Source organism: Pyxidicoccus sp. M15 (assembly GCF_056858435.1).
Map to the genome: position 1 here is coordinate 11,789,464 of NZ_CM166495.1, position 23,889 is coordinate 11,813,352.

Annotated in this window: 21 protein-coding genes; 5 read left to right on the top strand and 16 right to left on the bottom strand. The window is 71.6% G+C overall.

Annotated features, from left to right (window positions below; genetic code table 11):
- Positions 1-182: 182 nt before the first annotated feature.
- The 3 genes from ACX9TP_RS43670 to ACX9TP_RS43680 all read left to right on the top strand — a co-directional run bounded on the left by ACX9TP_RS43670 (position 183) and on the right by ACX9TP_RS43680 (position 4,145).
- On the top strand, positions 183-1,349 hold the full coding sequence (locus ACX9TP_RS43670; RefSeq protein WP_482976623.1) for a PQQ-dependent sugar dehydrogenase: 1,167 nt from the start codon (positions 183-185) through the stop codon (positions 1,347-1,349).
- A gap of 79 nt (positions 1,350-1,428) precedes the next feature.
- Positions 1,429-3,015, top strand: coding sequence for a cation:proton antiporter (locus ACX9TP_RS43675; RefSeq protein WP_482976624.1), 1,587 nt, complete (start codon positions 1,429-1,431; stop codon positions 3,013-3,015).
- Positions 3,012-4,145: an NAD-binding protein gene (locus ACX9TP_RS43680; protein ID WP_482976625.1), complete on the top strand. Its 1,134-nt coding sequence runs from the start codon at positions 3,012-3,014 to the stop codon at positions 4,143-4,145. Before ACX9TP_RS43675 ends, ACX9TP_RS43680 begins: the two co-directional genes overlap by 4 nt.
- A 48-nt stretch (positions 4,146-4,193) precedes the next feature.
- Here the strand turns inward: ACX9TP_RS43680 and ACX9TP_RS43685 are convergent, their stop codons facing one another.
- The 10 genes from ACX9TP_RS43685 to ACX9TP_RS43730 form a co-directional block, all read right to left on the bottom strand.
- Positions 4,194-5,960, bottom strand: coding sequence for a cation:proton antiporter (locus ACX9TP_RS43685; RefSeq protein ID WP_482976626.1), 1,767 nt, complete (start codon positions 5,958-5,960; stop codon positions 4,194-4,196).
- Positions 5,961-6,134: 174 nt separating this feature from the next.
- The gene (locus tag ACX9TP_RS43690; RefSeq protein WP_482976627.1) at positions 6,135-7,262 is read right to left on the bottom strand and encodes a tetratricopeptide repeat protein; all 1,128 of its coding nucleotides are present in this window, start codon (positions 7,260-7,262) and stop codon (positions 6,135-6,137) included.
- Positions 7,263-7,390: 128 nt separating this feature from the next.
- Positions 7,391-9,109, bottom strand: coding sequence for an aldehyde dehydrogenase family protein (locus ACX9TP_RS43695; RefSeq protein WP_482976628.1), 1,719 nt, complete (start codon positions 9,107-9,109; stop codon positions 7,391-7,393).
- A gap of 82 nt (positions 9,110-9,191) precedes the next feature.
- A complete protein-coding gene (locus ACX9TP_RS43700; protein WP_482976629.1) occupies positions 9,192-11,624 on the bottom strand; it encodes a M56 family metallopeptidase in 2,433 nt (810 codons plus the stop codon).
- Positions 11,625-11,628: 4 nt separating this feature from the next.
- Positions 11,629-12,012, bottom strand: a complete 384-nt coding sequence (locus tag ACX9TP_RS43705) for a BlaI/MecI/CopY family transcriptional regulator (protein ID WP_482976630.1) — start codon at positions 12,010-12,012, stop codon at positions 11,629-11,631.
- A 128-nt stretch (positions 12,013-12,140) separates the two neighbouring features.
- Complete coding sequence (locus tag ACX9TP_RS43710; protein WP_482976631.1) at positions 12,141-12,809, bottom strand: hypothetical protein; 669 nt, start codon at positions 12,807-12,809, stop codon at positions 12,141-12,143.
- A 30-nt stretch (positions 12,810-12,839) separates the two neighbouring features.
- Positions 12,840-14,252: a hypothetical protein gene (locus tag ACX9TP_RS43715; protein ID WP_482976632.1), complete on the bottom strand. Its 1,413-nt coding sequence runs from the start codon at positions 14,250-14,252 to the stop codon at positions 12,840-12,842.
- A 141-nt stretch (positions 14,253-14,393) separates the two neighbouring features.
- A complete protein-coding gene (locus ACX9TP_RS43720) occupies positions 14,394-14,840 on the bottom strand; it encodes a hypothetical protein (protein ID WP_482976633.1) in 447 nt (148 codons plus the stop codon).
- Positions 14,841-15,002: 162 nt separating this feature from the next.
- A complete protein-coding gene (locus ACX9TP_RS43725) occupies positions 15,003-16,604 on the bottom strand; it encodes a phospholipase D-like domain-containing protein (protein ID WP_482976634.1) in 1,602 nt (533 codons plus the stop codon).
- A 71-nt stretch (positions 16,605-16,675) separates the two neighbouring features.
- On the bottom strand, positions 16,676-16,915 hold the full coding sequence (locus ACX9TP_RS43730) for a chaperonin (RefSeq protein ID WP_482976635.1): 240 nt from the start codon (positions 16,913-16,915) through the stop codon (positions 16,676-16,678).
- Between the two features lie 776 nt (positions 16,916-17,691).
- Between ACX9TP_RS43730 and ACX9TP_RS43735 the strand changes: the two genes are divergently transcribed.
- Together ACX9TP_RS43735 and ACX9TP_RS43740 are read left to right on the top strand one after the other, a co-directional pair.
- Positions 17,692-18,264 (top strand): hypothetical protein, encoded by a 573-nt coding sequence (locus ACX9TP_RS43735; RefSeq protein ID WP_482976636.1) that lies wholly within the window; start codon positions 17,692-17,694, stop codon positions 18,262-18,264.
- Between the two features lie 104 nt (positions 18,265-18,368).
- Positions 18,369-19,193: a hypothetical protein gene (locus tag ACX9TP_RS43740; protein ID WP_482976637.1), complete on the top strand. Its 825-nt coding sequence runs from the start codon at positions 18,369-18,371 to the stop codon at positions 19,191-19,193.
- Between the two features lie 61 nt (positions 19,194-19,254).
- On the opposite strand, the gene ACX9TP_RS43745 is transcribed toward ACX9TP_RS43740, so the two are convergent.
- The 6 genes from ACX9TP_RS43745 to hemF all read right to left on the bottom strand — a co-directional run bounded on the left by ACX9TP_RS43745 (position 19,255) and on the right by hemF (position 23,874).
- The gene (locus tag ACX9TP_RS43745; RefSeq protein WP_482976638.1) at positions 19,255-19,710 is read right to left on the bottom strand and encodes a hypothetical protein; all 456 of its coding nucleotides are present in this window, start codon (positions 19,708-19,710) and stop codon (positions 19,255-19,257) included.
- Complete coding sequence (locus tag ACX9TP_RS43750) at positions 19,707-20,357, bottom strand: anti-sigma factor family protein (RefSeq protein ID WP_482976639.1); 651 nt, start codon at positions 20,355-20,357, stop codon at positions 19,707-19,709. The genes ACX9TP_RS43745 and ACX9TP_RS43750 overlap by 4 nt, the downstream gene beginning before the upstream one ends.
- A 73-nt stretch (positions 20,358-20,430) precedes the next feature.
- Positions 20,431-21,045, bottom strand: a complete 615-nt coding sequence (locus ACX9TP_RS43755) for an RNA polymerase sigma factor (protein WP_482976640.1) — start codon at positions 21,043-21,045, stop codon at positions 20,431-20,433.
- Between the two features lie 84 nt (positions 21,046-21,129).
- A complete protein-coding gene (locus ACX9TP_RS43760; protein WP_482976641.1) occupies positions 21,130-22,038 on the bottom strand; it encodes an Immediate early protein ICP0 in 909 nt (302 codons plus the stop codon).
- A gap of 411 nt (positions 22,039-22,449) precedes the next feature.
- Complete coding sequence (locus tag ACX9TP_RS43765; RefSeq protein ID WP_482976642.1) at positions 22,450-22,959, bottom strand: hypothetical protein; 510 nt, start codon at positions 22,957-22,959, stop codon at positions 22,450-22,452.
- A 6-nt stretch (positions 22,960-22,965) separates the two neighbouring features.
- Positions 22,966-23,874: an oxygen-dependent coproporphyrinogen oxidase gene (gene hemF, locus ACX9TP_RS43770; protein ID WP_482976643.1), complete on the bottom strand. Its 909-nt coding sequence runs from the start codon at positions 23,872-23,874 to the stop codon at positions 22,966-22,968.
- Positions 23,875-23,889 lie beyond the last annotated feature (15 nt).

The following is a 23,889-nucleotide window of genomic DNA, read 5'->3' on the forward strand; positions in this document are numbered from 1 at the left end:
ACCGTCCGGGCGTCCTGGCCCGCGCTGGGTGGTCGGCCCACCCTACCGGGGGCTGGTGCTTGCTCCCTTGCCCAAGGTTCCAGCACCGATGCCTCCCCGGCTAGAGCACGGGGCCGTCAGGCTCCTGACGCCGGCTTCAAGTGACGCTGGCGCCCCCGTCCCCGGACTGCCATCAATCCCCCATGCGCGCCTCCCGCCTGCTGCTCTCCTCCCTCGTGGTGCTCGCCTCCCTCGCCTCCGCCTGCCGGAAGAGCCAGGCCCAGGGCACCGCCTCCCCGCAGGACTGCATCCTGGTGGAGGACGGCTGGGGCGCCGACGGCACCGTGCCCTTCGACGTGGACGTGGTGGCGGAGGGACTGGAGGTGCCCTGGGGCATCGCCTGGCTCCCCGGTGGCGACGCGCTCGTCACCGAGCGCCCCGGCCGCGTGCGCCTGCTCAAGGCCGGCGCCCTCCAGCCGAACCCCGTCGCCACCCTCCGGACGACGCGCACCGCCGAGGGCGGGCTGCTCGGCATCGCCGCGCACCCGGACTTCGCCTCCAACCGCCAGTTCTACGTGTACGTCACCACCGACGCCGGCGGCAGCGACGAGAACCGGGTGGAGCGGTGGACGCTCTCCGAGGACCACGCCACGGCCACCTTCGACCGGGTCATCTTCGGCGGCATCGCCTCCGCCACCTACCATGACGGCGGACGCATCCACTTCGGCCCGGACGGCATGCTCTACGTGGGCACGGGCGACTCGCGCGACCCGGACCGCTCGCAGAACGTGAATGACCCCGCCGGCAAGCTGCTGCGCCTGACGCCCGAGGGCCAGGTGCCCCAGGACAACCCGTTCCCCAGCTCGCCCGCGTTCCTCACCGGCATCCGCAACCTCCAGGGCTGGGCCTGGAAGGACGCCGCCACGCTCTACGTCACCGACCACGGCCCCAGCGGCGAGACGATGCGCCGGGGCCATGACGAGGTGAGCTTCGCCCGGCGCGGGGACAACCTGGGCTGGCCCGGCATCTACGCGTGCGAGACGCGCCAGGGACAGGTGACGCCGTCGCTCACCTTCGAGGACGCCCTGCCTCCGGGCGGCGCCGCGCTCTACACCGGCACCGCGATTGCCGAGTGGAAGGGCTCGCTGCTCATCGGTACGTTGGGCTCAAACCATCTGCACCGCGTGGAGTTCGCCCAGGACAACCCCGCCCGCGTGGCCCGCCACGAGGTGTACCTGCGCGACACGTACGGCCGGCTGCGTGAAGTCAGCATGGGGCCGGACGGGCACCTGTACGTCACCACCAGCAACTGCGACGGCCGCGGCGACTGCGGCCCCCGCAAGGACCTCATCCTGCGCCTGAAGCGCTGAAGGTTTCTGACAGGACGGCACGGTGGGGGGTTCCGACATCCCCCGTGCGCCGGAACGGCGGTTCTGGAAGACTCGGGCCGTGCACGTCGAGATGCCCCTGGTCATCGGGTTGATGGTGGCGGCGATTGTCCTGGCCGTCGCGGCCAAGCGCGCGCGCCTGCCGTACAACGTCGCGCTGGTGGTGGGAGGGCTCGTCATCTCCGTGGGCCACCTGCTGCCCGGCGTCCCTCCGCTCAATCCGGAGGTGGTGTTCCTCGTCTGCCTGCCCGCGCTCCTGTTCGAGGGCGGCATCACCGCGGACCTGTCCGGCATCCGCGCCAACGCGCTGCCCATCCTGCTCCTGTCCACGCTGGGCATGGTGCTGGCCATCGGCGCCACGGGCACCGCGCTGCACTTCACCGTGGGCCTGCCGGTGTGGCCGGCGCTGCTGTTGGGCGCGCTCCTGTCCGTCACCGACACCGTCTCCATCCTCTACGCGTTCCGCCGCGCCCCGGTGCCGCCGCGCCTGTCCGGCATCATGCAGGGCGAGAGCCTCTTCAACGACGGCACCGCGCTGGTGGCCTACGCGGCCATCGCCAGCGTGGTGGCGGGGGCGGCGGCGCCGTCCTTCGCCACCATGAGCGCGCGGGTGCTGCTGGCCTCGGCGGGTGGAGGCGTCGTGGGGCTGGCGCTGGGGCTGCTGGGCGGCTTCGTCATCCGCCGCATCGAGGACCCGCTGGCCGAAATCATGGTGACGACGGCGGTGGCGCTCTCCTCCTTCGTGGTGGCCGAGCAGCTCCACCTGTCCGGCGCCATCTCCGCCGTCGTCGCGGGCCTCGCGGTGGGCGTCACCCTGCGGCGCGAGGTGTCCCCGCAGAGCCAGGTGGCCATCCACACCTTCTGGGAGTACGCCACCTTCGGGGTGAACACCTTCCTCTTCCTGGCGGTGGGGCTCACCACGAACCCGGAGACGCTGAGCGGCTACCTGCCCGAGACGCTGCTGGCGGTGGCCAGCGTCTTCGCCGGGCGCGCGGTGGGCACCTACGTCCCCTTCCTGCTGCTGCGCTGGCTGCGGCCCGCCGAGGCGCTCCCCTTCCGCTGGCAGCACGTGTTCATCCTCGGCAACATCAAGGGCGCGCTGTCCATCGGCCTCGCGCTGGGCCTGCCGGCGACCACGCCCGCGCGCGAGCAGCTGGTGGCCATCGCCTTCGGCGTCACGCTGGTGTCGCTGGTGGGCCAGGGGCTGATGCTCACCCAGGTGCTCAAGTGGCTGGGCCTCTTCCACCAGGACGAGGTGGCCCTGTCCATGGCGGAGCAGCGCGGACGCCTCATCGCCAGCCGCGCGGCGCACCAGGAGCTGGAGGTGCTGCACGAGCAGGGGCTGGTGCCTCGCGCCGCGTATGACCACCTGCGCAGCGAGTACCAGGTCAACATCGCCCGCGCCGAGCGCGAGCTGCGGCGCCTCAACGAGCAGCACCTCGCCCAGGGCGCCAGGGACCTCATCTCCATGCGGCGGCGGCTCATCGACGCGGAGCGCACCGCGCTGCAGGGCGCGCGGCGCAACGGCCTCATCCCCGAGGCCACCGCGGAGCACATGCTGGCGCAGCTGGATGAGCGGACGCTCTCGCTGGAGAAGATGCTGCACGGCGACACAGGGGACGCGGGCCACGGGAGGAAGGCGTCGTGAAAATCGTCATCGCGGGTGGAGGCCGGGTGGGCAGCGTGCTGGCGGCGCGGCTGGTGGCCGAGCAGCACAACGTCACCGTCATCGAGCGGGATGCCACCGTCTGCCACCGCATCTTCGAGGAGGTGGGCGCGGTGACGGTGTGCGGGGACGCCACCAACCCGCGGGTGCTGGAGGCGGCGGGCATCGGCTCGGCGGACGTGGCGGCGGGGGTGCTGGCGCGCGACTCGGAGAACCTGGCCTTCGCCATGCTGGTGCGCAGCACGTCCGGGGCGCGCCTCATGGTGCGCATGCTGGACACGAGCTACCGCGAGGCCTACCGGCTGGCGGGCGTGAAGGAGCTGGTGGCGGAGGCGGAGGTGGTGGTGGCGAAGATGACCACGGCCATCGACTTCCCGCAGGTGGCGGGCACGCTGCCCCTGGGCGACGGGGACACGCTGCTGTTCGAGCTGGCCCTCCCGCTGCGCGCGCGGGTGGCGGGGCAGACGGTGGCGCAGGTGCGCGCCACGCCGGGCTTCCCGCGCGAGTGCGTCTTCATCGGCGTGGTGGACCCGCAGGGCCGCGCGACGCTGCCGGAGGGGAGCACGGTGCTGCGCGCGGGGCACACCGTCATCATGGTGTCGCGGCGCTCGCAGCTCGCGGGGGCGGTGGACTTCCTCAGCGCCGAGCCGCCCGTGGGCGCCGTGGCGGGTTCACTGCTGGCGGCCACGCTGCGCAAGGTGGACTTCCTCGCGCCGCTGAGGGACGAGGAGCTGGAGGCGGTGGCTCGCGGCGCGGAGCACCTGCACCACCCCGTGGGCACGGAGCTGTTCCGCCAGGGAGACCCGGGGGAGACGTTCTTCGTCGTGCTGTCCGGCGAGGTGCAGCTGAAGGACTCGGCGGCGCAGGTGGTGGCCACGGTGAAGCCGGGCGGCTTCTTCGGCGAGCTGGCGCTGTTGACGGGCGAGCCGCGCACGGCCACGGCGGTGACGGCCGCCGCGTGCGAGCTGGCGGCGGTGGGCCGCGAGGACTTCCGCAGCGTGGTGATGGCGAACCCGGCCGTGGCGCTGGAGATGAGCCGCATCCTCGGTGAGCGCCTGTCCCGCGCGCAGGGCGGGAAGCCGCAGAAGAAGCGGGGGCTGTTCGGGCGGTAGCGCCGTGCCCCCGGTGCCGCGGCCGCACGTGGTAGCGCGGCGCGCGCCTCAGTGCCGGTACTCCGGCCGCTCCGGCCCGCTCTTGCGCGTGGCAGGCGGCAGCGCGGGAGGCGGCGGCCCGTGGGGGTGGTCCTTGCGAAGCGTGTCCAGGAGCCGCGCCACGGCCTCCTCCGAGAGGTCCGCGGACTTCAGCACGCGCGACACCGCCTCCAGCGCCGTCTCCAGCTCTCCCGCGAGCACCTCGCTGGCCCCGCGCTCGCGCAAATCCGCGATGTCGCCCAGGTGCTGCACGCGCACCAGGATGGGCACGCTCGAGTGCAGCCGCCGCGCCGTGGACACCGCTCGCGCCGCGCCCACCGGGTCGTCCAATAGCAACACCAGCGCCCTTGCCCGGTGGAGGCCCGCCCGCTCCAGAATCTCCGCGCTGGTGATGTCGCCGTAGTACAGCGACTCGCCCCGCCGCCGCGCCTCGGAGACCACCTCCGGGTCCAGGTCGATGCACACGTGCGGCACCTGGCTCTCCCGCAGGGCCCGCGTCACCAGCTTCCCCGCCGTGCCCAGCCCGCCGATGATGTAGTGGTCGCTCATCGCCTTGCTGTGCCCCTCCTCCAGGTGGTGCGGCCCGTGCCCGCCGATGAGCGACTCCAGGCGCTTGAGGTGCGCCGCCCCCGCCGCCAGCCTCGGCCCGAAGTGCAGCGCCACCGGCGTCACCACCATCGTCAGCACGCTCATGGTGATGAACAGCCGCTGCTCGTCCGCGCTCAAGAGGCCCGCCGCGGCGCCCTCATGCGCGAGCACGAAGGAGAACTCGCCAATCTGCGCCAGCCCCAGCCCCGCCAGCACCGCCACCCACGGCGGGAAGCGCATCACCATGGCGCTCACCGCGCCCACCAGCGCCTTGAGCACCAGCACGCCCAGCACCAGCGCCGCCACCAGCAGCGGGCGCTCCATCAGCACCCGCACGTCCAGCAGCATGCCCACGGAGATGAAGAAGAAGCTGGAGAGCGTCTCGCGCAGCGGCAGCACGTCCGCCAGCGCCTGGTGCCCGTAGTCCCCTTCCGCCAGGGCGAGGCCCGCGAGGAAGGCGCCCAGCGCCAGCGACAGTCCGGCCAGCGAGGACACCCAGGCGATGCCCACGCACAGCCCCAGCACGGCGAGGATGAACACCTCGCGCCGCCGCGTGGCCGCCACGTCCTTGAGGAAGCGGGGCACCACCGTGCGCCCCAGCACCGCCGTCGCCACCACCAGCAGCACCGCCTTGGCGAGCACCGCCAGGAGCGCCCCCGCCCCGCCCCGCTGTCCGGCCAGCAGCGGAATGGCGAGCATCATCGGCACCACGCACAAGTCCTGGAAGATGAGCGCGCCGATGATGAGCCGCCCGTGCGGCGCGTCCACCTCGTGCCGCTCCGCCAGCGCGCGCAGGACGATGGCCGTGCTGGACAGCGCCACCAGGAAGCCGAAGAAGATGCCCCGGGCCGCCGTGATACCCAGCGCCAGCGCGCCGGCCAGCACGCCCAGCGTGGTGAGCCCCACCTGGAGGCTGCCGCCCCAAAGCAGCACCCGCCACAGCCGGCGCAGCCTCGCCAGGGAGAACTCCAGGCCGATGCTGAACAGGAGCAGCACCACGCCAATCTCCGCGAGCACGGTGATGCGGGCCGCGTCGCGCACCAGCCCCAGCCCTCCCGGGCCGATGAGCGCCCCAGCCGCGATGAGCCCGGCGATGGTGGGCAGCCGCACATGGCTCAGCGCGAGCACCACCGCCACGGCGACGCCGAGCACCACCACCAATTCCTGGAGGACCGCCGGGACTTCCATGGCGGAGGGCCCCCCCGGGCCCCAAGCGGGAGGACACGCACGTCCGTCACGGACTTCCGCGGCGAGGCTCCCCCTTCATGGGGTAACACGCCTCGCGGGCGGGTCCCGCCCCGACACTGGCGGCCCTCGGCTCGGGGGCCGGGCCGTCCGCAGGGCGCGGAACACCGCCCGGGCTCAGCCGCCGAGTTGCTTCAGCAGCCGCTCCGCCTGCTCGCGCACGGCGCCCTCCCCCTGGGCGAGTGCCTGCCTCGCATGGCGGACGCATGCCGCCTTGTCCGTGGGGAACCAGGACACCGCCAGGTTGAGGTGCGTCACCGCGTCCTGCGGGTGCGCGGCCAGCACGGGCTCCAGCACCGGCCGGACGCGCTCGTGCGCCTCGTCCTGCAGGAGCAGCAGCGCCAGGTCATTGGCGGGACCGGGCTCCGTGGGCACCAGCGCCACCGCCTCTTCCAGCCGCTTCCGGGCAAGCCCCCGCTCCAGCAACGCGAGGTGCACCTGCGCCAGCGCCTGCAGCGACTGCCAGCTCCGGGGGGCCATGCGCAGCACCTCCTCGAAGAGGCCCTGTGCCTCGCGGAAGGACCCGGCGCTCATCACCGCCAGCCCGTGCAGATAGACGTAGTTGTGGTTGGCCGGCACCATCTGCCGCAGCTCCATCACCGAGCGCTTCGCGGCCTCCGGGTTGCCCGCCGTCAGGTACAGCCGGAAGAGGTCCTCCAGCACCGAGCGCCGCATGCCTCCCTGGGCGCTCTCCAGCGCCCGGGCGCCCGCCTGGATGGCCAGCCCCAGCGCGCCCCGTACGGAGTGCGCGCGCGACAGCATCAAGAGCGGCATGGGCTCGGCCGGGGCCAGCTCCGAGGCCTTCTGGAAGTGCGCCGCCGCGCCGTCCGCGCTGCCCTGCTGCAGGTGGATGCGGCCCAGCTCGAAGTGCACGTGGGCGCTGCCCGGCGCGACGTCCAACGCGGACTCATAGGCCGCGCGCGCCCCGGCCAGGTCGCCGCGGTCCAGCAGGAGCCCGCCCAGGTTGAAGCGCTCGAAGTAGCCGGCGGTGGGAGCCGCCGCCAGCGCCTTGAGGGACTCCAGCGCCTCGGCGTCGCCGGCCTGCGCGCGCAGCATGGCCAGGTGGGCCTGCGCCTCCGCGTGGTCCGGCTTCACCTTCAGGAGCCGCAGCGTCGCCGTCTCGGCCTCGGCCGCGGCGCCCGTGCTCAGGTGCGTGCGGACGAGCCCCACCAGACAGTCCACGTCATCCGGGTCGAGGGAGAGCCCCTTCTGGAAGCTCTTCACCGCCTCCTCGGGGCGCCCCATCTGAAGGAACTGCCCGCCTTCCCGTGCGTGCGTTGATGCCATGCGCCGGGGTTTACCATGGGGCGCCGCGTCCACGCAGTCCGTGGCCCGGCCGGCCGCCTGGCCCCCTGGGGCATCCGCGCCCCGGCCTACCGCCGCAGTGCCGCCGTGGCGATGCCCGGCACCTTCAGCCAGGACGGCCCCAGCTCGAACTCCACCAGCTTGCGCGCCAGGTCGCGCATGCCGCGGTGGCCCGGCACCCACGGCGGCGCCGGCAGGTTCGTCAGCGGCGCGCGGATGACGGCCTTCTCGATGTCCTCCAGCATGAACGTGTTGTGCACCCAGCCCAGGCCGCTCTGGATGTCCTGCGCGGACGAGGACGGGTGGCCGCCCCACGGCAACGAGACGAGCGCGTAGCCCGCGGCGGGCCACGTATTCACGGCCACGGTGCCGTAGCGCAGCTCGCGGATGGCGCGCTCCACGGCGGCGTGGACGGCCGGGTCCTTGAGCGACTTCGGGTGGACGATGAGCGTGGCATTGAGGGTGCCCCACACCTTCTCGTTGAGGAAGGGCACCACCCTGTCCAGGAAGGCCACCGGGTCATCCGAGCCGGGCAGGCCCGTCTCCGACAGCACCGTGCACCAGGGCTCCTGGCGGAAGACGCGGTCCTCGGCCTCGGCCGGGTCCACGTCCGGAATCAGCGCGTAGGGCAGCTCGCCCGAATTCGCCTGGCCCACCAGGCGCAGGCGCGCGCGGCCGTCCGTGAATTGCTTCCAGCGCTGCTCGGCGCCCGGGTAGTACGCGCGGCGCACGGCGGCCCTGCCCAGGCCGGCCTGCACCCCGTCCATGACCTGCGAGCGGCGCGCCCACTCCTTCGGCTGCACCAGCAGCTTGGCGGAGTTGCAGTTGAAGGACGCGTTGTTGGCCACCATGCCGGCGATGTTGTCCGCCTGGTAGCGCAGCTCGCCGTCCGAGTACGGCCCGGGCACCACCACCACGGGGGAGATGTTGCCCAGCTCGCTGGAGAAGGGCTTGGTCATCAGCGGCGCGTTGCGGGCGCGGCGCGCTTCCGCCTCGGGGCCGGGCGGGCCCCACACCAGCGCGTCGTGCGTCCTGTCGCTGCCGGTGACGTGCACCTCGTCCACCGCCGGGTGGTTCACCAGCGCGGAGCCCTCCTCCGTGCCGCCGTACACCACGGCGAAGACGTTGTGCTTCGCCAGCGGGGCGAAGGCCTGCTCGAGGAAGGGCCCGAGGTAGGCATTGACGGGGTTCATCTTGAGCACGCACGCGGTGCCCTCGACGAAGAGCTTGTAGAGGCAGTCCGCGGGCGGAATCGAATTGACGTTGCCGCCGCCCAGCACCGCGCAGACCTTCCCGCCGTGGGGCTTGCGGTAGAAGGATGCCTGGTGCTCGCGGAGGTTGGACGCGGTGACACCGGGGAGGAAGTAGACCTCGCCCACGTTGCGCGGAAGGAGCATTCCGTCCAGCGCGTCCTTCGGGTAGATGCGCGCCGCCAGCCTCCCATCCTCCAGCGTGCGCAGGTGGGAGGCGGGGATGTACGGCGCGCCGTGCTTCTCGATGTCCTTCAGCGCATCCACCAGCAGGCGCATGTTGCGCAGCACCACCAGCGGGCCGCCCAGCCACTCCTCGCCGGCCAGGGGGCTGTCCGGGTCGATGCCCTTCGCCTCGCAGGCGGCGCGCACGCTCGGCTCGGCAACGGTGGCGAAGGCGCGGCGCAGCGTCTCCAGCAGCGCGATTTTCTCGCGCAGGCCCAGCTTCACCCAGGCGCGCGAGCCCTCCTTCACACGCTGCACCACCGAGTCGAGGGTACTGCTGGAAGTGGCCTGGGGGACGGCGGCGAGGCTCATGTCGGGACCTCCGGGGGCGAGGGACTCCTCAAGTTAGAGGAGCCATGCCTCCGACGTCACGGGCCCGCGCCGGGAACCGTCGTCAGGTGGGCAGCGGCTGCCCGAGCCCCTTGCGGAGCGCCTCGTCGATGAGGCCGCGCACCTTCTTCTCGGCCTCGTGCGACAGGGCCTCCTGCTGCTCGCCGAGCTTCTCCTGCTCGCGGCCCAGCGCCTCCTGCTGCTCGCCGAGCTTCTCCTGCTCGCGGCCCAGCGCTTCCTGCTGCTCGTTGAGGGCCTCCTGCTGCTTCTCCAGGGCCTTCATCTCCTGCTCCAGCGCCTGGTCCTGCTTGCGCAGGTCGGCCCGGCGGCGCTCGCGCTCGGCCTCGGGGAGGGAGTCCAGGCGCATCTCCTCCAGGTTGAGCCCGGCCTGCTTGTGTGCCAGCTCGGCCTGCTTGATGCCCAGCGCGCCCTGCTTCATCCCCAGCTCACCCTGCTTCTGTCCGAGCTCTCCCTGCTTCCCGCCCAGCTCGCCCTGCTTCCCGCCCAGGTCTCCCTGGGCCTTGCCCAGCTCGCGCGAGGGCTCGAGCGCCGAGCGCACGGCCTTCAGGGTGGCCGGGTCGCGGATGATGAACGCCTCGCCCTTGCGGCGCACGTAGAGCAGCTCCTTGCCCGGCTGCTTGAACATGCCGGCGAGGTTCAGGTCCACGGAGCTGCCGTTCATCATCGCCATGTTGTCCGCCAACAGCACGTAGCTGTGGTCGTCATCATCATCGTGGCCCCGGGGAGGCGCGGGCGGAGGGGGAGGCGCGGGGGCCACCGCGGCCACGCGAGGCGCCGGAGGCACGGGCGGCGTGCCAGCCATGCGAGGCGCCGGGGGCGCCGGGGGCACGGGCGGCGTGCCAGCCACGCGAGGCGCCGCGGGCGCTGGGGGCGCGGGCGGCGTGCTGGCCACGCGAGGCGCCGCGGGCGGCGCGGGAGGCACGGCGGCCTTCGCACCGTTCGACGCGGCGTTGGACTCCGACGCGGCGGGCTTCTCCCGCGCCGCGCCCGAAGGCGTCCCGGCCTTGGCGGCGGGCTCCTGCGCGACGACCTGGAAGGGCACCAGGGCCGCGAGGCCGAGGGCGGAGAGCGCCACCTTCAACAGGCGTCGGGAACGGGCGGGGACGGCATCGACGTGCTCCAACATGCTCAACCTCCTGTGCAATGCGTGAATGTGGGCCGACGCGCCCATGGCGGCGGCGGTACCGGCGCCTCGGGCGACACCGAAGGCAATCAGCAGCTCGCCGTAGTCGGCGGGCTCCGCGCCGGTGAGCCGGAGGGCCTCGGCGTCACACGCCTCCTCCCGCGCCAGCGCGTACTCCCGCGCGGCACGGCGCGCGAGGGGATGAAAGAAGAGGAGCGCCTCCGCGAGCGCCGGCACCCAGCCGAGCCACAGGTCTCCCCGCCGCAGGTGCGCCAGCTCGTGCGCCAGCGCCATGCGCAGTGCCTCCACCGGCAGCCGCCGCACCGCCTTCGCCGGCAGCACCACCACCGGGTCCAGCAGTCCCGTGGCCAGCGGGCTCGCCACCGACTCCGACACCAGCAGCCTCGGCACCCGCCACAGCTTCGCGGCGGCGGAGAGCTCGCGCACCTCCGACTCCAGCACCGGGTGCACCAGCGGGCGCGCGCTCCGGCGCAGGCGCCGCATGCTGGCCCAGCTCCTCGCGTGGCTCCGCAGCTGCCACGCCACGCCCGCCACCCACGCCGCCAGAAGCCCCCACGCCAGCACCCGGCTCCAGGGCACGGACTGCACGCTGGTGAGGAAGGACGGCTCGGTGGAAACGGAGGCGGTGTTGCCCGGGAACTCCGTGCGCTCGTCCGTCACGATGCTGACGACGGGCAGCCCCGCCGGACGCGACGACGCGCTCGTGGCTCGCTCGTGGACAGGGGCTTCCGTGCGCATGGCCTCATGCGACGGCGCAACGGGGCCCGCACCAGTCTCGGAGGCAGCGCCCTGCATGCGCGCGGCCCGGTGGAACGGGGCCCCGTGGCTCACGACACCTTCCGGGGCGGCGCCCTGCATGTGCGCGGCCTCGTGAGACGGGGCTACGTGGTTCACGACACCTTCGGAGGCAGCACCGCTCATGCGCGCGGCCTCGCGGGACAGCGCGGTCTGGCTCGCAGCGCGCTCCACCGCCCCCGCCACCTCATCACGCCCGACCTTCACACCCGCCGCATCCACGCCCTTCGCCACCACAGGCAGCGCGCCCTCCGCGCCCACCATGAACGTCGTCGCCTCCACGCCCGGCACCAGCGCGGCGAGCGACGCGGGCAGCACCGGCAGCGGCACGGGCCGCAGCCAGCCCAGCGACACCACGAACTTCAGCGCCACCAGCCACCACAGCCCGGCGCGCAGCGAGGCCGGCATCTTCTGCCAGGAGCGCGTCAGCGCCCACACCAGCGCGGCACACAGCGCGCCCTGCCACGAGGCCCGCCACAGCCCCGCGGGCCACGCGGACGCCCACTCCCCGACGTGAGACAGCCAGCCCGTATCCATGTGGCTACTCCTTCCGCTTCTTCGAGCGCAGCCGCGCCACCACGTCCTGGAGCTGCGCCAGCTCCTCGTCGGTGACGTCATCGGCCTCGGACAGGTATGCGGCGAACGGCGACAGCGAGCCGGACAGCTGCCGCTGCACGAAGTCCCCCACCACGTCCCGCAGCAGCTCCGTCTCCGGCACCGGCGAGGCGTACTGGAACACGCCCTCCACCTTGCGCCGCGTCAGGTACCCCTTCAGCCGCAGCCGCTCCATCACCGTGAGGATGGTGGAACGCGCCAGCCCCTGCGGCTCGCCGAAGCGCTCGGCCACCTCACCCACGGTGGCCGGGCCGTGCTCCGCCAGGTACCGCAGCACCGTCAGCTCCTGCTCTCCCACCGGCTTCTTCATGAACCATCCCGTGACGACAACTGTAGTCACGAAGCAAGGTACGCGTGACTACAGTCGTAGTCAAGTCGACTTCGGTGAGGGTGTCGTGAGAGGCGGGGACGCACGCGCCCGCCCGCAAAGCAGCGGCTTCAGCCCTGCTGGCAGTGGAAGCGCACGTCGCCGGTCCCCGCGCGCACCTGCTCCAGGCGGGCGCGGACCTCCGGGGCTACGGGCGAGCGCGGGAATGATTTCAGGAAGCGCTCCAGCCCGGCCTCCACGGACTCGCGGTCGCCGCAGGCGCAGGTGCTCCGGGCCACCAGGGCCTCCAGCGCCGCCACCTCGAGGCCCACCTGCTCCGTATACGCGCGCGGGTGCGTGGCCCAGAAGCGCGTCCAGTTCCGGTAGAGGGGCTCCAGTTCCGGGTGGTCGAAGGCGTCGCAGCCGCCGGGCGCGTGGTACAGCCGCGACATGCCGTCGTAGGCGTAGGTGCGGCCCAGCAGCGAGAAGAACTCCCGGTCCACCTCGGTGCCCCGCCGCTTCGCCAGGTCGAGGAAGAAGCGCGGGTCCGGTCGGAGGTCGAACACATCCTCGTCATTGACGAGGAAGCCCGGCAGCGGCGCCGGCGGCCCCTCCCGGAGGGCCTGGGCCGCGGCGAGCCCGGCGTCGAAGACGCGCTCCAGCGAGAAACCTCGGCCCTGCTCGAAGCGCTCCAGCGTGCGCAGGTAGTCCGCGCGCGGGTCCTCCGCGTCCGCACCCCACGCGGGGCCCGCCATGGCCAGGAGTCCCGCGCCCAGGAGCCCCGCCGAGCGAGCCCTCACCGTTCGCCTCCGCCCGGAAAGCCTGGCGGCTCAGCGCTGGAAGTCCACGCCCACGCCGAGGCCCGCGGTGACGCCGCGCACCAGCGTTCCGTCCGGCTGCGGGAAGTGCACCGTCCCGCCGGAGCCCCAGGCATAGAAGTGGTTGAGGACACGCTGGCGCACCTCCAGGCCCAACGAGTAACGGGGCCGGTCCCCCAGCGCCGTCAGCACCGCGCGAGCCAGGGCGCGCGTGCGGGCGCCCGGCAGCTCGAAGCCCACGGACACGTCCGCGTCCGTGCGGCCGAAGCCGAAGTACTGCGCCGCCAGGCTGCCGAGCAGCATCAGCTCGTCCGGGCCGCCCTTCGCCACACTCAGCTCCAGGTAGCCGGCGAAGCCCGAGGTCAGCACCTCCTCCGCCAGGGGCACCTCGTGCAGGCCCACGCCGGAGAAGCGCCCCAGCTCGTAGTCGGGGCCGAACATGCCGAAGCGGAAGGTGCCGCCCTGCTTGCGGCCCTGCAGCGTGACGCTGAGCTGCGTGCCGCTGGACGTCTGTCCCTCCATCGCGATGCCCAGCAGCCCGCCGAAGTCGGGCGTGTGCCCTTCCGAGAAGCGCGCACCGCCACCGAGCAGCGCCCACGTGCGCAGGCGCTCTCCCTTGTAGAGCGCCACGTCGCCGCCCAACGACGCCAGCGTCATCGTCGGCGTCGTCCCGCCCGCGCGCCCCGCGTCGTGCGCGGCGGACAGGCGCAGCAGGTAGCGGTCGAACCGCTTCGCGTCATCGCTGGCCATGCGGCCCACGTCCAGCAGCGCCTCTCCCGCGAAGATGCGCGCCGCGAGCACGTCGCTGGCCAGCACCTCCGCGCGCACCGCTCCCTTCACGAACGTCACCGTGCCGCCCGCCGGGTGGTAGTCCGGCGACATCATGTTGCTGTAGCGATTGACGAGGTAGCCGCGGCCCAGCGTCTCTTCGACGAAGGACTCCACGCGCAGGAAGAACGGCCGGCCCTCCTGGCCGATGCGCAGCATGCGCACCACCTGCCCGGCGTCGCTCAGCTCGTCCCAGTCCTCGCGGCGCAGGTACCCGCCGTAGTCCAGCTCCGCCTGCTTCGGCTCCTCATCCACCACCCGCAGGCGCAGGTTGGCGCCCAGCCGCAGCACGAAGGTCTCCCCCTTCGTCAGCCCCAGCGCCGGGTACACCCGCGCGAACAGGTCCTGCCCACCCCCGGGCGTGCCCGAGGGGAAGCTCAGTGCGCCCACCTCCAGCTGGGCGCTGAAGCCGAAGCCCTCGCCGCCGGTGCGCGCGCCTGGCGGAGCGGCCTCGTCCAGCCGGGCCGCGGTGACGGACGAGTCCCCACCTCCGGAGGAAGGGGCCTCCTCGTTGGAGACCTCTTCGATGGTGGAGTTGGCTTCGGGCTGCTGGGTGGAAACGAGGGCGAGGAGGACGAAGAAGGGGGCGCCAGTCATCGTCCCCCAACTCTACCCGGCCGCGCCGTCGGACGAAGCAAGCAGCCCACGCAACGTGTGGGTGACACTGCGGTGCGTCGGCACACGCGCACCCGCGCGGGTCCGGAGACCTGGCGGGTGACACGTGCCGGGAGCTACCTGCTAGCGGACGTCGCCACCACTGTCGGTGTCACTCTCGGAGCCGTTCTGGGGCTCGGTGCCGGAGCCGCCCGTGGCCGCGTCCTCCGAGGACCGGGTGGCGTCCTCGCTGGTGTCGGGGCGCGACTCGCGGTGCGCACCCGGCTCGTCCACCACGTCCCACTTCTCGCCGTCGTCGGTCGTCACCGAGGTGTCGGTGCCGCTGCCGCCGGTGGCCTCTTCGTCATAGACGGTGGGCGCGTCCTTGCGGTCCCGGCGCTCGTTGTCCACCACGTCGGCCGCCTCGCCGGGGCTCTCCATGGACTCCTGCTGCTCCTTCACCTGCTCGCTCGAGGCGCCAGCCGCCCCGGCGCCGCCTGTCGCGCTGTCATCCGCGCGGGTATTGGCGGACTGACTCGAACAGCCCCAGACGGTGAGAGCAGCCAGCGCGGCCATCAGTGGAAGCTTCATGTGGGAATCTCCTTGGCGAGAGTTGTTCTCCCGACAAGGTGGCGACCCGCGGAGCATGGACAACCCGGCGGACGGGCCCGCTCTCCCCGGCCCGTTCCAGGGCGGCCGGGCGGACGGGCGCTCGCATCCACCTCGCTCCTCCAGTGATGGTCGACGAGCGGCTCAGCCGCTGGAGCGCTCGTCTTCCGTGTTGGCGGGGCAGATGGCGCGGTGGGGCCGCTCGGTGCCCGCGCCCACGAGCCAGCGCGACAGCAGGCGGATGCCGGAGGAGAAGAGGCCGTCCTCGGCGCGGTGCAGCGCCTCGAAGAGGGACTCGTCCAGCACGGAGTCCTCCGGGTCGATGATGAGCTCCTCCGGCTCCAGCGACTTGAGCAGCGGGCTCTGGTCGAACACCGTCTGCATCGGGTGCGGGCGCAGCCGGTACAGGCCCGCGGACGCCATGCCGTCCAGCCAGTCCACGAGGTTGCCGTCGGCGCGCGCCAGCACGCGCACGGACTCCACGCCCTCCAGGCCCGCGTGCTCCGCCATCAGCGACACGCGGATGCGGCGGATGGCCCGCGACACCGCGTCGCCGTCCTCCTCCGCCTCCCAGCTCAGGTTCAGCTCCGAGTCCAGGCCGAGGCTGCGGTTGGTGGTGTTGGCCGAGCCCAGCGTGAGGAACCGGTCATCCACCACCATCACCTTCGAGTGGATGTACGTGTAGACGTCCGCGCCGCTCTGCTCGTCGCGCCCGGCGGAGCAGTACACGCCGAAGTCATGGCCCATCTCCCGCGCCACGCGCTCCAGCGCGCGCAGGAGGCGCACCTGGGCGATGCCCATGGCCAACTGCTCGCGCAGCGCCTCGGGCTGCTGCGGCAGCACCAGCATGACCTGGAGGCGGCCGCGTCCCGGCTCGCGCATGCGCTTCACCAGGGCCTGGTAGATGGCGCGCGAGGAGAAGTACTGGTTCTCGATGTAGATGAAGCGCTCGGCCGAGGCGATGGCGTCCAGGAACAGCGCGCGCACCTCCTGCACGGCGTCCTGCGGAGGCAGCAGCGTCTTTCCGAAGGTGCGGCTGATGGCCACCGGCCCTGGCGGCGCCGGAATGCTCGGGGTGAAGCCCACGTCGTCGCGCGCCACCTTCGGCAGCTTCAGCTCGCCGCCGCCCGAGTGCGCCCAGCGCGCCTCGAACAGCTCCGCGAGCTTGTCCACCACCGGCCCGGTGAGCACGGACTGCACGTCGTGGTAGGGACCGTGCGGGTCCCTGCCGCTGTCACAGCGCAGCGGCGAGCGCACGGGGTGGTCCCTGTCGTCCCAGCGGCAATCACAGACATCCATGCCGCCGGTGAAGGCCACCGCGCCGTCGATGACCACCAGCTTCTGGTGGTGCGCGCCGTACAGCGGGCTGGACGCATCGAAGCGGAAGCGCACGCGCTCGTTCGTCGTCCAGTTGAAGATGAGGTGCTGCATCCACTCGCGTTCCATCGCGAGCAGCAGGCTGAAGTCCCAGGCCAGCACGTAGACGTGCAGCTCCGGGTTGGCGCGACACAGCTCGTCCAGCATCGGCAGCAGCCGCACCTCGCCGCGCGCTTCTCCGAGGTCATCTCCTCGCAGGAGCGACACGTCGCTGTCGAACTGCCAGCCCGTAATCGCGATGTAGCTTCGGGCCTTCTGAGCGGCCCGGTACAGCTCCCGGTAATAGGCGCGCGCGTCCACCAGGACTCCCGCGTCGCTCGCCTCCTCTACCGTCCAGCAATTCCGTCCAGGAATGATGACGCGTTTCACCCGTGCAACCCCTTGCCGTCGCCACCAACGCCCTGGCGCCACGGGGTGGCGCACATCACGTAACCCGCGTGTCAGCCGACGATGACGATGTGCTTGCCGGTGGCGAGCGTCATGTCCGTGGAGGACATCACCTGGGCCACCTTCTTCACCTCGCCGCCCACCGTGTCGAACGCGGCAGCGATGAGGTCCCCCAGCGTCACCTGCACCTGACGCGCGCTCCGGCCAGCGCCCTTCACCGCACGCGCCGTCGTCACCTTCACCTGCCGAGCCTTACGACGGATGACCTGCCCACGCTGAGTCGTCTTCGCCATGATTTCATCTCCAAGGTTGAGGGTCTTGCCTGTCCTGCGATCAGCCCGCCGCCGCCGCCCTGCACGCCCCTCCCTCAGAGCAACGCCCATGCCGAGCACTAAACCCTTGGGATTACGAGGGACGCCCGCTTGCCTGGCCCCTGTCCGGGACGGAAAGACTGACCTTTTTTCAGTGCCTGCCCGGAAAGCCCGACGAAACGTCCACCACCTGCCCCGGGCCCGGGCGTCCCAGCCCCGCACACCCGCTCCCACGCGCGGAACACGCAGGCGTGCGCCCCCTCTCCCCCAGGGCCCTGGCCTCCCAGCCCCGCGCACCTGCTCCCACGCGCGGAACACGCACGCGCGCCGCGGGCCGGGGCGCCTCACCGCAGGCGCACACCGCACGAAGTCCCGACACCGCCTGCATGGGCCGCCTGCGCCGCCGCGTGGAACGCGCGCGTCACGGGAACGCCACACGCAACACGGTGACAGCTGCGCGCACCACCGACATCCGTCCCGCCACGACACAGCCCCGCTGCACGCGAGTGACTGTCACTGAACTCCCAACACATCAAAGCGCAGCTCACCGACATACCCAGACACGCTTCACCGCCTGCCCGCCCATACCTCCAGCGCGACTCGCGCGAGCGCGTCTGCACAGCGCGCGCGAGTCAAAGGCACACCTGCGGGATACCCCTTAGTCCCTCCGCAGGAAAATTACAGACATCCCAGGCAATTTGAAAAGATTGGAAAAAACCGGTTCAATGTCTCGCACTCAATGCGAGGGCGTACACCGTATGGATTTGAAGACTCCCCCCGTCACCGCAGTCACGCTCCAACCCATGGCCTACCAGGGTGTCGAGGTCATCGGGCAATCCATCCTGGCCATCGTTAATGGAATGGAGCTCGCGCAGTCGCGCGCGCTGAGAATCCTGGCGGAGAACGGCATCACTCCGCTGAAGGCGGACGCGTGGTACCCGATGCCGGCCCTGCTGAAGTCCTTCCAGCTCGTCTTCGAGAAGATTGGACCGAGCACCGTGAGAACGATTGGCCGGAAGATTCCGGACAGCGCGCACTTCCCTCCCGACATCGACACGCTGGAGAAGGGGCTGCGCGCCATCGACGTGGCGTACCGGATGAACCACCGCGGCAAGGGCGCCATCGGCGGCTACCGCTTCGAGCCCGTCGACAAGCGCAACGCGCGCATGGTGTGTGACAATCCCTATCCATGTGATTTGGACCTGGGCCTCATCGAATCCATCGGTGACAGGTTCCGCCCCAAGGATTCGCTCTGGGTACGTATTGAACATGACCCCAAGAGCTGCCGGCGCAGGGGAGACGGTTCCTGCACGTACACCGTCAACTGGTAACGCACGCCGCACGCCCTGACGCCCGCCGTGCTCCCCGCGGCGGGTGAGTGCTCCCGACATCTCCGCCTGGCCGGGGCGGGGACCCAACACCGTGAGGCATCCCCATGAAGGCCGTGCTGCAACACATCGCCGTCTGCGAGGCGCGGTTCGCCTCGCACCCATTCTTCTCCGACTTGAAGATGGACCGCCCGATTGAACAGGTGATGGCCTTCGCCCCCCGCCTGACCTTCTGGGTGATGACGTTCCAGGACGTGCTGCGGCTCAACGCGCACTTCATCCAGGACGCGCACCTCAAGGCGCTCGCCACGCGGCACCACGCGGAGGAGGGCGGCCATGACCAGTGGTTCGAGGAGGACATCGCCGCGCTCACCGGTGGCTCGCTGAGCATCGGCACCATGTACGGCAAGGCCCACGTGAAGACGCGCGACGCGGCCTACGCCATCATCAGCGAGGTGTACCGCCCGGTGGATGACCGGCTGCGCATCGTCCTCTTGTGGGCGCTGGAGTCCACCAGCCACGTCTTCTTCGGCCGCACCGCCACCATCTCCGCGGTGCAGGGCGCGGACGACCGGCTGAAGTACTTCTCCGACCACCACATGCAGGCGGAGGCGCAGCACGCCATGTTCGAGGAGGAGCTGGCGGCGGAGCTGGAGGCCATGGAGCTGACGCCCGCCATCCGCGCAGACGCGCTGGCCATGGTGGAGCGCATCTACGGCGCCTTCGACTTGATGTTCGACGGGCTGCGCGTCCACCTGGAGCGCGAGCGCGCCGAGGAGCCGGTGGCCGCGCGCCAGGTGCCCCTGCCCCCGCCGGTGGTGCTGGCGGCGGAGGACGACGTCGAGGAGCTCGACGTGGACCTGACGGACATGGACGAGGACGAGGCGCCGGGCCCCCGGGTGCGGGACGTCTCCGTCCACCGCGCCGCTTGAGGGCCCCGCTCACACGGGCGCCGCGTCACCTTCGAAGGGACGCGGCGCGTGGGGGCAGCGACTACTTCGCCGGCGGGGACAGGACGAGGATGAGCTCGCCGCCCACGTACTTGCCGGCCTTCTGGTAGACGGCGCCCTGCCGCCCCAGCTCCACGTCCAGCGTGGGCTGGCGGGGGATGGCCACGCGCACGGTGGCGATGCCGTCCTTCATGCCCAACAGCTGCAGGGACGCGTTGGTGCCGCTGGGCAGCTTCAGCTCCGTGGGCTGCTTCGCCGTCACGTCCACCACCTCCAGCGACAGGCGCTTGAAGGACGTGAAGTTGAAGTTCTGCTTCTGGAACTGCTCCTTCATCTTCGCCAGCTCGGGGGGCTCCACCTCGGAGCCCTTCTTCGAGGCGAGCACCACCTCCACCTGGACCTGGACCTTCTCGTCCTGGGCGCGGGCGGCCACGGGCAAGAGCAACCCGACACCCAGCAGGGCCAGCACCAGGCGACTCGACACAGCGTGCATTCTCACAGGGGACCTCCCGACGGCCGTGGGGCGTCCGTCCCCGGGCGCGCGGGCCGCTGCTTGAGCCCGTCACCGTCCGGAGACATGTCGCCGCCAATCTCCTCCTCCAGCTCCTCGTCGTCCTTGCCGGAAGAGGTGTCACCCGACTCCTCATCCACCAGCCAGATGATGGTACCGCCGTTGTCCGTCTCCATCACCACCGGCGCGACGCGCGCGTTCTGGTAGGGCTGGATGGACTTCACCGTCATGCGCTCGGCCGCGTAGCCCACCGGGGCCCTGTCGCTCATCAAGAGCGGCAGCCCCACCAGCACCAGCACGGCGGCCGTGGCGAGCGACGAAATCATCGCCGTGCGCTGGTAGAGGAACATCTCCGACAGCGCCAGCTTCATCCGCTCGATGAGGGGCGGCTTCTCCGGCGTCACCCGGGCCATGACCTTCTGGGCGAAGTCCTTGAAGTCGACGTCGTCCACGGCCATGTCCAGGCCCACCCGGAGCAGTCCCGACTCGGCCCGCAGGTCCGCAGCGCGCCCGGTGCAGTCGCGACACGCGGACAGATGACGCTCCACGTTGACGCGCTCGGCGGGCGTCAGTTCCCCGTCGACGTACGGGGAGAGCATTGGGACGAAACGCTCACACGCGGGATTTCCGGCCATATCCTTCACCCTGCTTCCTGGAGGGGAGTGCGAAAATTGGGACGCAGGGCTCCCTCAGATATTCGAGGCCCGCTCACTCGTTCCCCACTCCGCTCTTCGCCTCGTCCAACTCCAGGTATTCACTCAGGATTTTCTGAACCTTGGCCCGGGCATGGAACAGGCGGCTCATCACCGTGCCCTTGGGGATATCCAGGGTGCGGGACAGGTCCTCGTAGGACATGCCCTCGATCTCCCGGAGCAGGAGGATGGCGCGGTGCTTCTCCGGCACGGTGGCCAGGGCCTCCTGGATTTTCTCCGCCAGCTCCCGGCGCAGGGCGCTCTTCTGGGGGTTGGTGCCCAGCCGGCTGCCGAGCGCGCCGATGCGGGCCTCGGACAGGTCCATGTCCTGCGTCTCGTCGAACTCGACGGCCTCGCCGCCTCCGCCGCGCTTGCGAATCACGTCAATGCAGATGTTGACGGTGATGCGGTAGAGCCAGGTGTAGAAGGACGAGTCGCCCTTGAAGTGGTCCAGGTACTTGTAGACCTTGACGAACGCCTCCTGGGAGACGTCCATCGCTTCTTCCTTGTCCTTCAGCATGCCCAGGGCAACGGCGTACACCTTGCGCTGGTAACGCTCGACGAGGAGCTTGAATGCGCGTTGGTCGCCGCTCCGGACGCGCTTGACGAGTGTAAGGTCGTCGGTTGCCAATGGGTGCGGCACCGTACCACAAGCCGGCGCCCGCCATAGCGTTTCGCGCGGGCAGGCGGGGGGCTCTCCGGTGGCCGGTCGGCCCTAGAGGCTCACGAGCGCGGCCACCATGAGGGCGATGGCGGCCAGGGCGAGCATGGCTCCGAAGGTCGCCCGGTCCCAGTTGGCGTCGGCCACGGCGCCGTCCTCCGGGTCCGAGCGGAAGCGGTGGAGCACGTTCCACAGCATCCGCTTCCCCAGCCGGCGGTTCGTCTTCCGCTTGCGGACGTCCTCGGGGTCCTCCGCCTCCACGTTCGCCTCGCGCGCCTCCAGGGCGATGGGGACGTGCATGCCCCGGAGAGCCTCGGAGGTGCGGGCGCCGGACGGGAGGGCGCCTGCCTGGTCGGCCGCCGGGCTGTCCTGCCGGGAGGCGGCCTCCGAGTGGCGGACGTCCGGAGGCGGCTCCAGGTGGACGCTGGCGGCGCGCTCGCGGGCCTCGTCCGGGGAGCGGGCGTTGAGCACCCACAGGCCCCGGTCCACGCCGTTCTCCTGGGTGTTCGCGTCGCGCAGCTCGGCGAAGCCCTGGCTCTCGAGCGCCTCCTTGAAGGCGGCCTTCGCCTCCTCTTGAGGGGGCTTGGCCGCGGCCGTCTCCGCGTAGGCGGCGAAGAAGGCCCACAGGCGCGTGGCGCGCTCGGAGCCGGACAGCTGCGAGGGCTTGAGGTGCGCGGCGAGCAGCGCGGCGTCCGAGCCGAAGCGGTGCCCCAGCTCCTCCTGGCCGGCCGTGTCCTCCAGGCCGGGCGGCACCAACTCCTCCACGGACTTCACCGGGGGGCGCTCATCACCTGCCAGCGGGGGGCGGCCCGCGGGCGGGGGCGGCGGGTTGCGGAAGATGTCGCCCTGGCGCTGGCGGGGCGCGGCCTCCTTCGGCGGGGGCGCGCGCTGGGCGGCCTCACCGCCTCCCAGGGACGTCGGAAGGAGGCGCGCGAGGGCGGAGGGGATTCGCAAGGAGGACATGGGGGATGCCTCACCAGCCGGAGGGAGTGGCGGTTCCAGGGAAGGTTCGGTGTCCGTCCCCGGCACCTCGGAGCCTAACTCCAGCGGAAGCGCCGTGCCGTTACCGGACATCTCGGGAAGGTCCACGGGAAGACCCTCCGGCCCCTCCGCATTGCCGCCGCGCTGCGCGTCGGCGAGTGGGAGTGGAAGACGGACGACGCGCGTCCCCTCCGCGCGGGGCACGGCGGGCTCCATGCCATCCGCGAGGAAGGGGGTGCCGGCCGGGGGCGTCCGGGGGCCCTCGCGCGGCGGGCCCTGAGGACGCGGCCCGATGCGGGTCTCCCCCGACCGGCCGCGCGGACCTCGGATGTCACCAATGTGCCCCATCTCCCGGATTCTCGCGCGGAGCGAATCCGGGGTTGCGGCAGCGGGCTACTCGCCCTCGTTCTCGACTTCGATGGGCGTCGTCATTCCGTTCGAATCCAGACGGACGCGGTAGACGGAGTTCTGCCCGTCCCCGTCGAAGTCGCCACGCGCGAGGCAGGACACCTCGGGCTCGCCCACGGGGCTCTCCTGCACCACCACCTCATATTGGAAGCGCACCTCCTCGCCCGGCTCGAAGCCGATGTGCTGGAAGGCCTCCTCCCGGGGGAAGGGCACCGGCGTGCCGCCGCGCGGCACCGCCTTCGGCGTGGGGCCCGCGACGACGTACGTGCCGTGCTCGTCCCGGTAGCTCTGCACCGCGTCACACAGCGCGAGCACGTTGACGCGCGCCTCCGTGTCGGTGGGCGTGTCGGCCTTGAAGAGGCCGCCGCCCCGGCCGTCATTGGAGAGGCCCTCGCCCAGCGAGCGCAGGCCCCGGTAGTACAGCCCGCCCCAGATGGCGAGGCCCAGCCCCAGCGCCCCGACGACGAACCCCATCAGCTTCTTGCGTGAGCGCATGCGCCTTCAGCCCCCCTGCCCCGCCCAGTCGCGCGGGTGGCGGAGCACCTCCACCAGCCGCGCCTCCCAGGAACCGGGCTCCGGGTGGTGGTCATAGCGCCAGCGCACCTGCGGCGGCAGCGACATGAGGATGGACTCGGTGCGTCCGCGCGTCTCCAGGCCGAAGACGGTGCCCCGGTCATAGACGAGGTTGAACTCCACGTAGCGCCCGCGCCGCACCTCCTGCCAGAAGCGCTGGGCCTCGGTGACGGGCGTGTCCTTGCGCCGCTCCGCGATGGGCAGATACGCGGAGAGGAAGGCCCGGCCGCAGTCCTGCACGAAGGCGAGCTCCTTCTCCAAATCCCCGCCCATGTTCTCGAAGAAGATGCCGCCCACGCCGCGCGACTCCTCGCGGTGGCGCAGGTGGAAGTACCTGTCACACGCGGCCTTGAAGCGCGGGTAGTACGCCGCGTCGTGCCTGTCGCACGCGGCCTTGTGCGTGCGGTGGAAGTGCGCCGCGTCCTCTTCATAGAGGTAGTACGGCGTCAGGTCCGCGCCGCCGCCGAACCACGCCTTCCCGCCCTGGTGGATGAAGCGGTAGTTGGCGTGCACGGTGGGCACGTGCGGGTTGCGCGGGTGCAGCACCAGGGAGATGCCACCGGCCCAGAAGGTGCGGCCCTCTCCCTGGAGCTTCTGGGCGAACTGCTCCTCCAGCTCTCCGTACACGACGGACGTGTTGACGCCGGCCTTCTCCAGCACGGCGCCGTCCTCCAGCACGCGGCTGCGCCCGCCGCCGCCGCCGGGACGGGTCCACGGGTCCTCGCGAAAGCGCGCCGTGCCGTCCAGCCGCTCCAGCGCGCCGCAGATTTCGTCCTGAAGCGTCAGCGTGAAGGCGGCCATCCGCTGCTTGAGGCTCTCCACGTCCACCGTCGTCATGCGCCCTCCGGCAAG